The sequence below is a fragment of the Pseudomonas sp. P1.8 genome, from assembly GCF_001269805.1.
Lineage (GTDB): Bacteria > Pseudomonadota > Gammaproteobacteria > Pseudomonadales > Pseudomonadaceae > Aquipseudomonas.
Map to the genome: position 1 here is coordinate 17,462 of NZ_LHVM01000011.1, position 14,583 is coordinate 32,044.

The 14,583-nt window shown below is 61.7% G+C and carries 10 protein-coding genes; 8 read left to right on the forward strand and 2 right to left on the reverse strand.

The features are described 5' to 3' along the window. The first annotated feature begins 17 nt into the window (after positions 1-17). From ycaC to AD668_RS30320, 3 genes are all read left to right on the forward strand, one after another. Entirely contained in the window at positions 18-644 is a 627-nt protein-coding gene (ycaC, locus tag AD668_RS10450; protein ID WP_053158046.1) for an isochorismate family cysteine hydrolase YcaC, read from the forward strand. A gap of 208 nt (positions 645-852) precedes the next feature. Further along, a complete protein-coding gene (locus AD668_RS10455; protein WP_053158048.1) occupies positions 853-1,749 on the forward strand; it encodes a LysR family transcriptional regulator in 897 nt (298 codons plus the stop codon). 185 nt (positions 1,750-1,934) lie between these two features. Continuing rightward, a complete protein-coding gene (locus AD668_RS30320) occupies positions 1,935-2,591 on the forward strand; it encodes a hypothetical protein (RefSeq protein ID WP_371259784.1) in 657 nt (218 codons plus the stop codon). Between the two features lie 94 nt (positions 2,592-2,685). On the opposite strand, the gene AD668_RS10465 is transcribed toward AD668_RS30320, so the two are convergent. Continuing rightward, on the reverse strand, positions 2,686-3,873 hold the full coding sequence (locus AD668_RS10465; RefSeq protein ID WP_053158050.1) for a type II secretion system F family protein: 1,188 nt from the start codon (positions 3,871-3,873) through the stop codon (positions 2,686-2,688). A 15-nt stretch (positions 3,874-3,888) separates the two neighbouring features. After that, positions 3,889-4,323, reverse strand: a complete 435-nt coding sequence (gene gspG / locus AD668_RS10470; protein WP_053158052.1) for a type II secretion system major pseudopilin GspG — start codon at positions 4,321-4,323, stop codon at positions 3,889-3,891. Positions 4,324-4,518: 195 nt separating this feature from the next. On the opposite strand from gspG, the gene AD668_RS10475 reads away from it, so the two are divergent. The 5 genes from AD668_RS10475 (at position 4,519) to AD668_RS10495 (ending at position 14,580) form a co-directional block, all read left to right on the forward strand. Then, a complete protein-coding gene (locus tag AD668_RS10475) occupies positions 4,519-5,127 on the forward strand; it encodes a lytic transglycosylase domain-containing protein (protein ID WP_053158054.1) in 609 nt (202 codons plus the stop codon). 205 nt (positions 5,128-5,332) lie between these two features. Continuing rightward, the gene (gene mnxG / locus AD668_RS10480) at positions 5,333-11,170 is read left to right on the forward strand and encodes a manganese-oxidizing multicopper oxidase MnxG (protein ID WP_053158056.1); all 5,838 of its coding nucleotides are present in this window, start codon (positions 5,333-5,335) and stop codon (positions 11,168-11,170) included. Between the two features lie 160 nt (positions 11,171-11,330). Further along, on the forward strand, positions 11,331-13,283 hold the full coding sequence (locus AD668_RS10485; protein WP_053158058.1) for a YncE family protein: 1,953 nt from the start codon (positions 11,331-11,333) through the stop codon (positions 13,281-13,283). Positions 13,284-13,294: 11 nt separating this feature from the next. Next, complete coding sequence (locus AD668_RS10490; protein WP_053158061.1) at positions 13,295-13,951, forward strand: SCO family protein; 657 nt, start codon at positions 13,295-13,297, stop codon at positions 13,949-13,951. Continuing rightward, positions 13,948-14,580, forward strand: coding sequence for an SCO family protein (locus AD668_RS10495; protein ID WP_053158064.1), 633 nt, complete (start codon positions 13,948-13,950; stop codon positions 14,578-14,580). The genes AD668_RS10490 and AD668_RS10495 overlap by 4 nt, the downstream gene beginning before the upstream one ends. The last annotated feature ends 3 nt before the right edge of the window (positions 14,581-14,583 follow it).

Sequence of the window (14,583 nt, forward strand, 5' to 3'; positions counted from 1 at the left end):
CCATCCAGGAGTTTTCCATGAGCAACGTACCGTACAAACGCCTGAACAAAGACGATGCCGTTGTGCTGTTGGTCGACCACCAGACGGGCCTGATCTCGCTGGTACAGGATTTTTCGCCCAATGAATTCAAGAACAACGTGCTGGCCCTCGGAGACATCGCCAAGTTCTTCAAACTGCCGACCATCCTCACCACCAGTTTCGACAGCGGTCCGAACGGCCCCATCGTGCCGGAGCTGAAGGCCCAGTTTCCGGACGCGCCGTTCATTGCGCGCCCGGGCCAGATCAACGCCTGGGACAACGAAGACTTCGTCAAAGCGATCAAGGCCACCGGTCGCAAGCAACTGATCATTGCCGGTGTCGTGACCGACGTCTGCGTGGCATTCCCAACCCTGTCGGCAATTGCCGAAGGCTTTGACGTGTTTGTAGTGACCGACGCATCCGGCACCTTCAACACTACCGTGCAACAAGCGGCCTGGGCGCGCATGTCGGCCGCCGGTGCCCAGTTGATGAACTGGTTCGCCGTGGCTTGCGAGCTGCAAGGCGACTGGCGCAACGACATGGAAGGCCTGGCCAACCTGCTGTCGGAACGTCTGCCGAACTATCGCAACCTGATCAACAGCTACACGAAGTTCACGGCCAAGTAAGCTGCGCGGATACATGAAGATCCGTAGGAGCCGGCTTGCTGGCGAAACAGGCGGTGCGGTGTATCAGGTGCACCGCCTTCGCTGGCAAGCCAGCGCCTGCAGGCTTGGGAGTACATGCGAGATCTTCTGCTGGCTTAGATGTTTTAGTCGGTGTCGTGGCAGGGGGAAAACCGCTATAAAGTGCTCATCTGTCAACCAGGACGTGACAATGAACCCTTTCGAAGACATGCGAATTTTTTGCCAGGTCATGGACGCTGGCAGCTTTACCGCCGCGGCTGATCAATTGGGCCTGTCCAAGCAATTCGTCAGTCGACGCCTGATGCAACTGGAAGAGCGGTTGGGTGTGCGGTTGCTCAATCGCTCGACGCGGCGTCTGGACGTTACGCCGCTGGGACACAGCTACTACGAATCGGCCTTGCGTTTGCTGGGCGAAGTCGAGCAAGTGGAGCAAGGTATCGCCGGCCAGACCACCGAGCCGCGCGGCACCATTCGGGTAAGCGCGCCGCTTTCGTTTGCTCTGGCGCATCTCGGATGCCTGCTGCCGGTATTTTTGCAGCGCTATCGTGACGTAACGGTGGAAGTCGATTTGAGTGATCGCCCCGTGGATTTATTGGGGGAGGGCTATGACCTGGCGTTGCGCATCGGCACGCTCGAAGACTCGACGCTGATTGCCCGGCGCATTGCTTCGATTCAACGGGTGTACTGCGCGAGTCCGGCCTATCTGGCCGAACGTGGTACACCGCTCAAACCGGATGATTTGCACACGCATGACTGCCTGCCTTACGGCCACGGTCGACAGGTGCAATGGCGCTTTGCGGGGCAGGGTAAGCCAATGACGGTTAACGTGACCGGGAGGATGCGCGTCAATAATGGTGAGCTGCTCAAGGATGCGGCGATGGCTGGGCTGGGGATCACCTGTTTGCCGACGTTCATTGTCGGTTCGGCGTTGAAAGAGGGCAGGCTGGTGTCGGTGCTGGACGATTGGCGGCCCGAGCCGTTGACCTTATCGGCGGTCTACCCGCAACACCGACAGAGTTCGCGGCCGGTGCAGGCCTTGATCGAGTTTTTGCGTGAGCGGCTGGATCGGGTTGAGGGTGGCGTGTGAGGCGGCTGATTATCTGACTCACATTGCCCCCTGCAGGCGCGAGCCTGCTCGCGATGGCTAATTGTCATTCAACATTGATGTTGTCTGACATTCCGCCATCGCGAGCAGGCTCGCTCCTACAGGGGTAGGGTTACTGGAGTTAGGAGCGGTCAGCTCCTTTTGTCATCGCCCGGTTCCCCGCCGACATGAACGCCGCGATCATCACCTACCTCGCCGTTTGCGTGAACGCCGCGATCATCGCCTACCTCGCCGTTTGCGTGAACGCCGCGATCATCACCTACCTCGCCGTTTGCGTGAACGCCGCGATCATCGCCTACCTCGCCGTTTGCGTGAACGCCGCGATCATCACCTACCTCGCCGTTTGCGTGAACGCCGCGATCATCGCCCACCTCACCGTTTGCGTGAACACCGTGATCATCACCGGGCTCGGCGTGGGTGCCGCTGCGTCCGGAGGACGACACACTTCCAGAGTGGCTCGAGCCACTGTTGCTGCTGCCGGAGCCGCTGTTGCTGCCATGGTCGCCGCTGTGACCGGAGCCGCTGTTGCTGCCATGGTCGCCGCTGTGGCCGCTGCCGCTGTTGCCACCACTGCCACTGTTTCCGCCACCACCACTGCCGCTTCCGCCGTGACTGCCGCCGCCACCACCACTGCCGCTTCCGCCGTGACTGCCGCCGCCACCGCCACTTCCGCCGCCTCCACCACTACCACCGCCGCCACCACCGCCACCTCCACTGCCACCTCCGCCTCCATCCTTGGCTTGAGCGCTGGACACCCCGGACAAACTGTCCGGAATCATTACGGTAGACGCCGACAGAACTGCGCCAATCGCTACTGCAAGTAAAAGCTTATTGATGTGCATGTCGTTCTCCGTCTTGTTGTTCGGATTGCAACGTCGATGAGCATTGCCAAATGCAGGTCGACCCTGTTCCAAGGGGTCAGTGAATACTGGAGGCTAGTTCGAAAATCGGGATATACATCAGAATTACGATCACCCCGATCAACAGCCCGATGAATGTCATGAGCAGAGGTTCGAACAACCGCACGAACCATTCGATCCAGCGGCTGATTTCTTCATCGTAGAAGTCGGCACTGCGCTCCATCATCTGCCCGAGGTTGCCGGACTGTTCGCCGGCGCGCAGCAGGCGCAGGGAAACGGGGGTCACAAGGTGATTGAGCTCCAGCGCCGCGGACAGCGATTGCCCTTCGCGCACCCGTTCGCAAGCCTGATCCAGGCGCACACGGGAGGCCACGGTGAGCAGGTTACGCACCATGCCCATGGCGGTGACGAGGGGGATGCCGCCTTGCAGCAGAATCCCCAGTGAACGGTAAAACCGTGCCAGTTCATACATGAAGATGCGCTGGTGCACGGCGGGGAGTTTTTCGATCAGTCGGTCCAGGCCACGGCGAAAGGATGGCTGGCGCTGGACCAGGACCAGGGTGACGATGATGGCCAGCAAGCCACCGAAGAATTCGCCCTGGTGGGCGTGCAGGAACATGCCGCTGCTCATCAGGACTTGTGACAACCATGGCAGGTTCGACCCCAGCCCTTCGAACACCAGGCTGAAGCGGGGTACGACATACCCCATCAAAAACAAAACCACACCACCTCCTACCACCAGCAACAGCATGGGGTAGATCGAAGCGCTGACGATCTTCTGGCGAACCTCGTCCATGCGCTGTCGATAGCTGACATATCGGCCCAGGGCGTCGCCCACGGCACCGGTCTTCTCACTGGACTGTACCAGTGCAACGTAAAGCGGGGGGAACACCGCCGACAACTGGCCCAACGCCTGGGAAAACGATTTGCCTTCGTAAAGCAGGCGCACCAGCTCACTCAAGGTTTTGCGGGCTTGTGGCGCGCTTTCCTTTTCCGCCAGACTTTCCAGCGCATCGATCAACGGCAGTCCCGCGTTGAGCAATGTGGTCAATTCCTGGCTGAACAACACCAGGTTGAAGGTCTCGCGCTTTTGCAGGCGCAGGGCCCGCCAATGTCGCTCGGCGTGCAGGCTGACGACCCGCAGGCCCTGGTCCTCGACAATGCGCCGGGCCTCGCTGTGACCCGGTGCTTCGACGGTCATGGAAACGACACCGGCCTTGCCGACGGCTTTGAGATGAAAGCGCATGGTTGCCATTCCTTGTCATTGCCAACTGGTGACTTCGGCGTTCTCGCCTTCGCCGCCGGGCTGCCCGTCCTTGCCCATGGACAGCAGATCGTATTCGCCGTTTTCACCGGGATAGCGATAGGTGTAGTTGCGGCCCCAAGGGTCCTGCGGCAGTTTTTTCTGCAGGTACGGGCCGGTCCAGCGCGGTTCGTCACTGGGAGCGCTGACCAGTGCCTGCAAGCCCTGTTCGGACGACGGGTAATGGCCAACCTCCAGGCGATAAAGGTCCAGGGCTTTGCCCAGACCTTCGATTTGCGCCTTGGCCACTTTCACTTCGGAGCGGCCCAATTGGGCGAAATACTTCGGCGCGACGAGACCGGCCAATAGCCCCAGCACCACCAGCACCACCAACAGTTCGAGCAGGGTGAACCCGCGTTGGACACGCGGGGCGAAACACAGACGCTGATTCATGATGACCTCACACAGTCGGCAGAAGGTTCGTCATATAGATGTATGCAATTGCCATGCACACGTCCCGTCATCAGTCTGAAAGGCCCGTACTACGGGCCTTTTCGATTACGGCACAGTGCTTGCGTATGCCTGTTTCACTACCGGCCATTGGGGCATAAGACCCATTTTCAGGGGCCGGGAAGGGGAGGCATAACAATGAAATCAATCACGACGGGACTGCTCGGTCTGCTCATGCTGACCGGTACCGCACAAGCCGATGTATTCGTTTCGGTGGACGCCAAGGGCAGCTATGTCCTGTCCAATGTCCACCGCCCCGGACGCCACTATGAACGGGTGATTCAGGAGCCCTCTGCAGCCGTGGTCAGCCTCGACCAGCAGCCGCAGATGATCGCCTCGCAACCCTACGCCGAGCTGGTATCGGCGGCGGCCACGGCCAACGAACTGCCGGCGGCGCTGCTGCACGCGGTGATCAAGACCGAATCCAGCTACAACACCCGAGCCACATCACCCAAGGGCGCGGGCGGGTTGATGCAACTGATGCCCGACACTGCCCGCGAGATGGGCGTGACCAACGTCTACGACCCCAAGGCCAACATCCAGGGGGGGGCTCGCTATCTCAAGCGCCTGATGACGATGTTCGACAACGATATCCGTCTCGCCGTGGCCGCCTACAACGCCGGACCGCAAGCGGTGCTCAGCCGCGGCAACGTGGTCCCGCCGTTCGCTGAAACCCAGCGTTATGTGCCCAGTGTGTTGAACCAGTACCGGCGTTTGCAGGGGTTGTCGGCGGACGCTCCGTTGTGAGTGACGACGCCGGGCTGAGTTTCCCCAACGTTGGGGCATGGTGGCCCCGGCGAAAAAGTGGGGAATAAGTGGGGAATATCCCCCGGCGTGTGAAGTGGTAATCGCAACCTGCTGAAAAATAACAAAATTATTTATGGCATGCAGATTGCTCTAGGGGTTTATCAAGAACCATTCCCTGTGAGCTCCCACAGTGAGGCCCGTGATCATGACCGGCATATTCCATAACCCATCCATCCTTCAGTGGCTGTTATTGACCGCTTCGGTGCTCGGTATCGAAGTGGCTGAAGCCGCTGCACGCTGTGAGCGCAACCTGGTGGCCAACGTCGTGGCGCTCGATCAGCCGCTGATGTTCAACCGCCTGGGCGCGCAAAACGTCAACGGCATGATGTTCGCCCTGCGTCGCGATGTGGTCGATGACCATGACGTCTCGCTCGCCCAAGGTGGCTCTGCGGTGCCGGGCAAGGTTTCGCTGCGGCCCGACAAGCGCCCGCGTCCGCTGGTGCTGCGCGTTGCCGCCGGTGATTGCCTGACCATCAATCTGCAAAACCTGCTGGCTTATCAAGCCAACCCGGGTTCCCACGATGGGTTTGAGCAAGAGGGCGAGGAAGAGGAGGAAGAGGGCGCTGCGGCTGGCAACACCGATCAATTCAAGGTCGACGAACAAGTCGCCGATCGCCATGTCGGTTTCCAGGTCAATGGCATGCAAGCGGTCAACAGCATTGACGACATCTCGTCGTTTACCGGGCGCAATGCCAACAGCTTGATCCCGCCTGGCTCCACTCGCTCCTATACGTTGTACGCCGAGCGCGAGGGCGCATTTGCCGCCAGCAGCCGCGGCGCAACCTTCGGCGGTGAAGGCGCGGCCGGGAACGTGGCCAACGGTTTGTTCGGTCAAGTGGTGGTACTGCCCAAGGGCGGGCGCACCTACCGCAACACCGTGACCGAAGAAGAGATGCGTCTGGCCAGCAGCGGCCGTACGCCGGCCGGTCAGCCGATCGTCGATTACCAGGCGCGCTACCCGCAGCGTGAGCCGTGGATCCGCGAAGGCAAGGCCGGTACGCCGATCATTAACATGGTCGATGGCAACGAAATCATTTCCAGTGAAAGCGACGCCATTGTCATGGGCAGCAACGCCGACGGCAGCTTCCCGCCATCGACGTATCCACTGGAAGCCGTGGGCAAACGCAACCCGGCGATCCCTAACCGGCTGGAGCCGTTTCGCGATTTTGCCTCGCAGTTCCAGGATGAAACCGCAGCGACTCAAGCCTTTCCTGCTTACTGGGCCGACCCGGTAATGGCTCACGTGCTGGAGCCGACTCGCGATTCGTTCATGATCAACTACGGCTCCGGCGGCATGGGCGCCGAGGTGGTCGCCAACCGTTTGGGCGTAGGTCCGATGCACGATTGCCTGTCCTGCGCCTACGAAGAGTTTTTCCTCAGCTCCCACACCGTCGGTGACGTGGCGATGCTGGTGGACGTACCGGCCAACGCCGGCCTCGAAGGCATCACCCCCGGCGAGACGCCACGTGCCGACCAGATTGGCGTCAAGGCAACCATGGCGCTGTATCCGTCGGAACCGTCCAACGTCAACCACAGCTACATCGGCGACTTCGTCAAATTCCGCAACACCCATAACGGCCACGAGCAGCACATCTTTCACTTGCACGGCCATCAGTGGCTGTTCAACCCGAACGATGACAACTCCGATTATGTGGATGCCCAGGGCATTGGGCCGGGCGCCGGCTACACCTATGAAATCGCCAATGGCGGTTCGGGCAACCGCAACCGGGTCGCGGGCGATGCGATTTATCACTGCCACTTCTATCCGCACTTCGCCCAAGGCATGTGGGCCATGTGGCGGGTGCATGATGTGTTTGAAGAAGGCACCAGACTCGAAGTGTCCCAGCAGGGCGAAGACGGTTTTCACAACGAACCCTATGCTCTGCGCAGCGGTAAACCAGCGTCGGGCGCACGGGCCTTGCCCGACGGTGAAATCGTCGCCGGCACGCCGATTCCAGCGGTAGTTCCGTTGCCTGGTAAAGCCATGGCACCGATGCCAGGCAAAGTGGCCGTGGTGCCGAAAATCGGCGAGACCCTGGTGGCCGCTCATGATGATGACGATGAAGAAGACGATGACGACGGCGAACACCATGGCGGTAGCGGTGGCGCACAGGCCATTGGTTCGCTGGCCCTGGTCGATCGCAGCGAAGCCAACCGCAATGCCGATGGCAGCCTGAAAAACCCTGGCTATCCCTTCTGGATCGGCGGCATGGAAAGTTCGGTCGGTCAGCGCCCTCCGACCCCACCGCTGGACATGCTGGACGCGGCCAAGGCGCAGGCCTTGAAGAACAGCGGCAAGGCGCTGTGGGCCAATCTTGATCCGAACCAGTCCGGCGGCTGGGACGGCGGTCTGGGGCGTCATACCCTGGACGGCGTGTCTGCCGGTGGCGAGGCGCACACCGTGACCACTTCGCTGGATTTCTCCAAGGAAGTGACCCGCGCCAAACCGATCTACCTGCCCGAAGAGGGCACTGAAGTGGAACAGGCAGCCATGGCCTTCCACGCCAAGAAGGAACACGCCAGCTTCGCCTTGCTACCGGGCAACCAGATCGTCGCGCGAAATTTTCGCACTAACGGTGCCCTGCCGATGGCGGGAGCCCCTTACTACGAACCCTGCATGGATGACCGGCAAAAACGCCTGACCGCCGGTGCCGGCACCGGCGAGTTCGCCAGTGGCGAGCGGATCGACGGCATGTCGTTCATCGGTGCCTCGACCTTCACCGCCGACCGCCCGCGCATCTACAAGGCGGCGAATATTCAGTTCGACGCGGTGTACAACAAAGTCGGCTACCACTTCCCGCAAGCGCGCATCCTGGCGCTGTGGGAAGACGCCTGGCCGGTGATCACCAAGCAGCGTCCGCCAGAGCCTCTGGTGATGCGCATGAACACCTTCGACTGCGTGCAATACCAGCAAACCAACCTGGTGCCGGCCACCTATGAAATGGACGACTATCAGGTGCGCACGCCGACCGACGTGATCGGTCAGCACATTCACCTGCCCAAATGGGACCTGGTGTCAGCGGATGGTTCTTCCAACGGCTGGAACTACGAGGATGGTGTGCTTTCCCCGGGCGCCGTGCAGGAACGCATCCACGCCATTCGCCAGTTCAACCAGTGCCAGCAGACCGATCCGCGTGACGACACGCCGGCGTGCCCGAAAGCCAAGAACCACCCGTTCTTCGGCCAATACGGCCGGGCCGACTGGGTCGGTGCGCGCACGGCAATGCAGCGCTGGTTCGTTGACCCCGTGGTCAACGCCAAGGGTGTCGACCGTGGCCTGGGGACCATTTTCACCCACGACCACCTCGGCCCATCGACCCACCAACAGATTGGCCTGTACGCCACCGTGCTGGCCGAGCCTGCCGGTTCCACCTGGTTCCACGCCGAAACCGGCGAGCCGTTGTACAGCGGCGCGCGGCAGGACGGCGGGCCGACTTCATGGCAAGCGGTGATTTCTACCGGTGACCTGGACGGCGACGGCAAGAACGACAGCTTCCGTGAGTTCTTCCTCGAGTACAGCGACTTCCAGCACGCCTATGAAGCCGGTGTGTACGTAGGCGCAGGTCCCAACGGCGTGCCGAACCCACAATCGTTCCCGGCCACCGCGGACAGCTTCCGTTACGCCATCAACCCGCCGGTGCGCAACAACGCCAGTAACCTGCTGGAAGGTGTTCTCGAAGTGCAGGGCGGGATGGTTCCCGGTTGCCCGACCCGGCCATGCCCACAGGCAATCTCGGTGGATGACCCAGGTATGTTCGTAGTCAATTACCGCAACGAACCGCTGGCCCTGCGGGTCTACGATCCGAACAAGGTCGGCCCGGACGGCAAGCGCGGCATGCAGGCCGACGGCCTCGGCGGCGACCTGGCGTATGCCATGCAAAGTCGTACCGACCGTGCAATCGCGGCGATGAACCTGGCGCCGAACCTGCTGACTTCAGCCACCGGGCCAACCGGCGGCACCACGCTGTTCCCGCCGCACATCAACAAGGGCGGTGCAGAACCGGGTGACCCGTTCACGCCGATGCTGCGCACCTACACCGGTGACAACGTACGGCTACGGGTGCATGCCGGCGGTCACGAAGAGGAGCACAACGTCACCCTGCACGGCGTGAAATGGTTGCAGAGCGGTTCCGGTTTCGGCAACAGCTCCAACTCCGGCTGGCGCGCGTCGCAAATGATCGGGATCTCCGAACAGATGGGCTTCATTGCGCCGGTCTCGATGCTGTCCAGCTCGGCGGCAACCACGGGTGACTACCTGTACTCGATGGACGCTTCCATTGAAGGTTACTGGAGCGGGATCTGGGGTGTGATGCGCAACTACACCGCGCAACGCAACGACCTGTTCGCGCTGCCCAATAACGCGAAACCGGCGGGCATGCGCAACACCGTGGCGTTTGAGGGTTCCTGCCCACGGATCGGCGCCAACCCCAATGGTATCGGCACCCGGCCGACCCCGCAGCGCAACTATGAAGTGGTGGCGGCACTGGCCAACGACATCCTCAGCAATCCGTTGGGCCTGTCCATCGGCGATTCGGCCGGGCTTGGGCAACACGTGGGCGGTCCGCTGAATCCGGCGGGCGGCACCCTGGTGTTCAACTCGCGGACGGTGAGCATTCCACAGGTCACCGTGACCGACCCTGAGGACGGTGAAACCATCACGATCGGCGGACAAAGCGGGCCGTTGCATGACCCGACAGCGATCCTGTATGTACGCAAGGCCGACCTCGACCCGAGCACCGGCAAGCTCAAGCCTGGTGTGCCTGTCGAACCGCTGGTGCTGCGTGCAGCAGCCGGTGACTGCATCAACATCACCCTGGAAAACCGTCTGCCGACTGTCATGCCGGACCTGACCCAGACCGCTGTGATGCAAGGCATGGTCAAACGCGACCGCAACAGTGGGACCGGTTCGACCACCTTCAGCAACAACTTGATGCGGCCATCGAGCCATGTGGGTCTGCACGCGCAATTGCTGGCGTACGACATCACCAAATCCGACGGCACCAACGTCGGCGCCAACCCGACCCAGACCGTGCCACCGCGTGTCGGCAGCAGCGGTGCGTACCCGACCCGTACCTATCAGTACTACGCCGGGCACCTGGAGCGTGAAGGCAAACCGATCACCCAACTGGGTCGCAGCGTCGACAACATCAACGCCACGGCGGTGGAATTCGGCGGGTTGAATTTCACCCCGGCCGACGTGATCAAGCAGTCGCAAAAAGGCATGGCTGCGGCGATGAGCGTTCTGCCGATCGGCGCCACCTGGGTCGAAGATACGCGCAAGGTCAATGCAACGGTCACCGCACCGGGGCAAACCACCTACCGCGACTTTGCGATGGTCTGGCAGAAAGCCTTGAACATGCGCTGGGCCAACGGGCGGCCGGTGGAAGGGATTGCCGCGGAAGGGTTCGGCGTGCCGACCGATCCGCAGGACAACTCCAGCATGGCCATCAACTACAAGACCGAACCGATGTGGTATCGCTTCGGCCTGGCTCCGGATGCACCGTTCGGTCATGCCGACGGCGCAGGCTACGCCGACATGGCGAACGCGCACATGGCCTACAGCAACGCGTTGGTGGGGGGCGATCCGCAAACACCGGTGCTGTACGCCAAACCGGGGCAGCCGTTCCGCACACACATACTGATGCCTACCGGCGGCAGTCGCGGCACGACCTTCCAGCTGGACGGGCACGTCTGGTCGACCAACCCGTTCCTGTCGGAGAAGAGCGACACCGGTGGTTATCCGATGTCCACCCCGGGCGTGGGTTCGGTGAAGTTCGGCTACAACCCGATGTCGATGTACATCGGCGCCCACGAAAGCGTCCTGCCGGCAGCGCACTTCAGTTTCATGATGCCAAGCGCTGGCGGTGTCAACGCGATACCGGGCGACTACCTGTTCCGCGATTACGGCGCCTATGGCAACACCTCCGGGTTGTGGGGACTGTTGCGGGTAACCAACGAGCCTGAGCCGGCACCAGCACCCTAGGCGACATGGAAGGGGAGTTGCACCTCCCCTGCAGGAGCGAACCTGCTCGCGATGACGTCACCTCGCACTCATGGGGTGAAGCGCAAGACGCTATCGCGAACAGGCTTGCTCCTACAGGTGGGGCAGCAAGACAGACATGGATCTGACGTGGAGAAAGTTGATGAACAGGACCATCAAAATCGCCGGTAGCGCGCTGATCGTCGGTGTGGCGCTGATCTGGTTCGGCGTGTGGCGGACCGCGCCAGCGACCCTGCTCGACGAAGTGGCGTTGCCCAACACCTGGAGTGGCCAGACACTGGAGCGTGACGGCGTGTCAGTGGCGCTCGAGGTGAAACCGCTGGCCGAGGACGGTGTACTGCGCGAAGGCGGTTTCGCCGACGTGCAATTTCGCGTGACAGACAAGGCTTCCGGCCAACCCTTGTCAGGCGTCGCCCCCGGCGCCTGGGTGGACCCGGAAACCGTCGCCGCCGACCAGGCCCAGGGCCGCGACCAGAGCTGCAAGGCGCGGGTCGGCGTGTTCCTCAAATCCAGCATCGGCGCGCGGCCGTTGCTCGACCTCAACAGCTATTTCCTGATGGTGATGAACCGCGACGCCAGTGTCTCGGTGGTCGACCCCTCGGTGTCTGTAGGCGGCATCACCAGCACCATGACGCGGATCGACCTCAAGCAGCCGCCGATGGACTGGGTCACGCCCAAGGACAACAAACGCGTGTTCGTGTCGATGCCCACCGCGGGTGAAGTGGCGGTGCTCGACAGTGAGCAGTTCAAGCTGATCGAATCGCTGGCCGCCGGCAGCAATCCCGTGCGTGTGGCGCTGCAACCGGACGAGCGTTTGCTGTGGGTCGGCAACAATGCCATGTCCGCCGAAGAATCCGGGGTCACGGTGATCGACACCCGCAGCCTCAAAACCCTCAAGCACCTGGCCACCGGCGTCGGCCACCATGAAATCGCTTTCAGCAAAGACAGCCGGTTTGCCTTTGTCACCAATCGCGACGACGGCACACTCAGCATCGTCGACATCGCCAGCCTGACCATCAGCAAACAGCTCAAGACCGGCTCGCACCCGTTGTCGGTGATGTACTCGCCATTGTCCGGAGCCGCGTATGTGGCGGATGGCAAGGACGGCACCGTGACCGTGGTCGACGGCAACAGCCAGTCGGTGCGCCGGGTGATCAAGATGAAGCAGGGACTTGGCCCGATGGGCTTCAGCGCCGACGGTCGTTTTGGTGTGGTGCTCAACACACTGGAGAACCAGGCGTCGGTGATCGACACCTCGACCGATTCGCTGATCCATGAGCTGGACGTGTCCGCCGAGCCTTATCAAGTGGTGTTCACCAAGGCCTATGCCTACGTTCGCGGCCTGGCTTCGCCGAAGGTCACGATGATCAACCTGTCGTCCCTGGGCGAAGGCCGCACGCCGATCATCCAGGGCTTCGAAGCCGGGCCACAGCCGCCACGCCTGGCGGGTGATCTGCCGCTGGCCTCGAGCCTTGCGGTGTCGCGGGACGACAACGCGGTGTTCGTGGTCAACCCGGTGGACAACACCACTTACTTCTATGCCGAAGGCATGAACGCGCCGATGTCCGGTTACCCCAATCGCGGGCAAGTGGCGCGGGCAGCCATGGTGATTGACCGCAGCCTGCGCGAAATCGAGCCGGGGCTCTACAGCTCGCGCATCAAGTTGCCGGTGGCGGGGCGTTTCGACGTGGCCTTCCTGCTCAATCAACCGAACATCATCCACTGCTTCAGCACGGTGGTAGAGGCTGACAAGAATCTCGACCAGCATCGCGGCGTGCCGAAAGTGGAATTCATGCTCGACAAGTCCACCGCCGCCATCGGCAGTCCTTACGTGGTGCGTTTCCGCATCGTCCAGGGCAAGCAGAAGGTGCAGCGCAGTGGGGTCAAGGATGTGCAGGTGCGCTACTTCCGCGCCCCGACCTCCCGGCCGCAGGAAGTCGCGGCCCTGGAAGTCGCCGACGGTGTGTATGAAGCCCCGCTCACCCTCGACCAGAACGGCGCCTGGTACCTGCACGTGCGTGCAGCGTCCCTCGGCGCGAGCTTCGATGACAAGACGTTTGCCAGCGTTCGGGTCCTGCCCGGCGATGCCCACTAGAGGAAACTGACATGAACCGATTCGCACATCGCAGCCTGCTGACGTTCTGCCTGTTGGCCATTGGCATCGGCCAGGCACTGGCCCATTCGGCGGATGAACATGCCGGACACGATATGGCCGCCAAGAGCGCCAGTTCGGAAAAGGCCCAGATAAAATTCGCCGACGTCGCACTGGTGGACCAGAGCGGCAAGGCGGTGAGCCTGGAAAAAGACCTGGTAAGCAACAAGATCGTGGTCATGGGCTTCATTTACACCAGTTGCACGACGGTGTGCCCGGTGGTGTCCTCGATCATGGGCAAGGTGCAGCAACAACTGGGGGCGCGGGTGGGCACCGAAGTGCAGCTGGTGTCGATCAGCATCGATCCGCAGCGTGATGACCCCAAACGCCTGAACGACTATGCACAGGCGTTCCAGAAAGGCCCGGGCTGGAGCTGGCTGACCGGTTCGCCGCAATCGGTCACCGCCACCCTCAAGGGACTGGGCGCCTACAGCGGCGACTTCAAAAATCATTCGCCGCTGATTCTGGTGGGCGATGGCAACAGCCGTCACTGGACCCGTTACTACGGCTTCACCGACCCGGCCGTACTGGCCCGCGAGGTGGAAAAACTCAGCGGTGAACGCAACACCCACGCCAAACACACGGCCATCGCCATGGAGCAACAACAATGAAATCCCTCGAATGGATGGTAATGGGTGCGTGTTTCTGGGCGTTCAGTGCGGTGGCCATGGCCCACGAAGATCACGAGCAAGCTGCGCCTGCTGCAACGCCTGCGGTGGCTGCCGCGCAACCGGCCACGGGCACCCGTGATGCGAAAACCTGGTTTACCGACACACCCTTGCAGGACCAGAACGGCAACACGCTGCGCTTCTACAGCGATGCATTGCAAAACCGCGTGGTGCTGCTGAACGTGATTTTCACCAGTTGCAACGATGCTTGCCCACTGATTACCCGCAAGCTCAAGGAAGTGCGTGAAGTGCTGGGCGACAAGGCTGATGGCATCACCTTTATTTCCCTTACCAGTGATCCGCTGCGGGACACTCCGGCGGTACTCAAGGCTTACACCTTGAAGCAGGGCGTCGATGGCCCCCACTGGCTTTTTCTAACCGGCGACAAGGCACAAATGGACCTTGTATTGGGCCGTATCGGCCAGATCGTGCCGACCCCCGAGCAGCACTCCACGCAATTGATCGTCGGTGACGTGGCGAACAAACGCTGGAGCAAGATTCGGCCAGATGCCCCGGCCGCCGCCATTGCCCAGCGCTTGCAGTTGCTGACAATGCCTGTTGTCGAACGCTGAGCC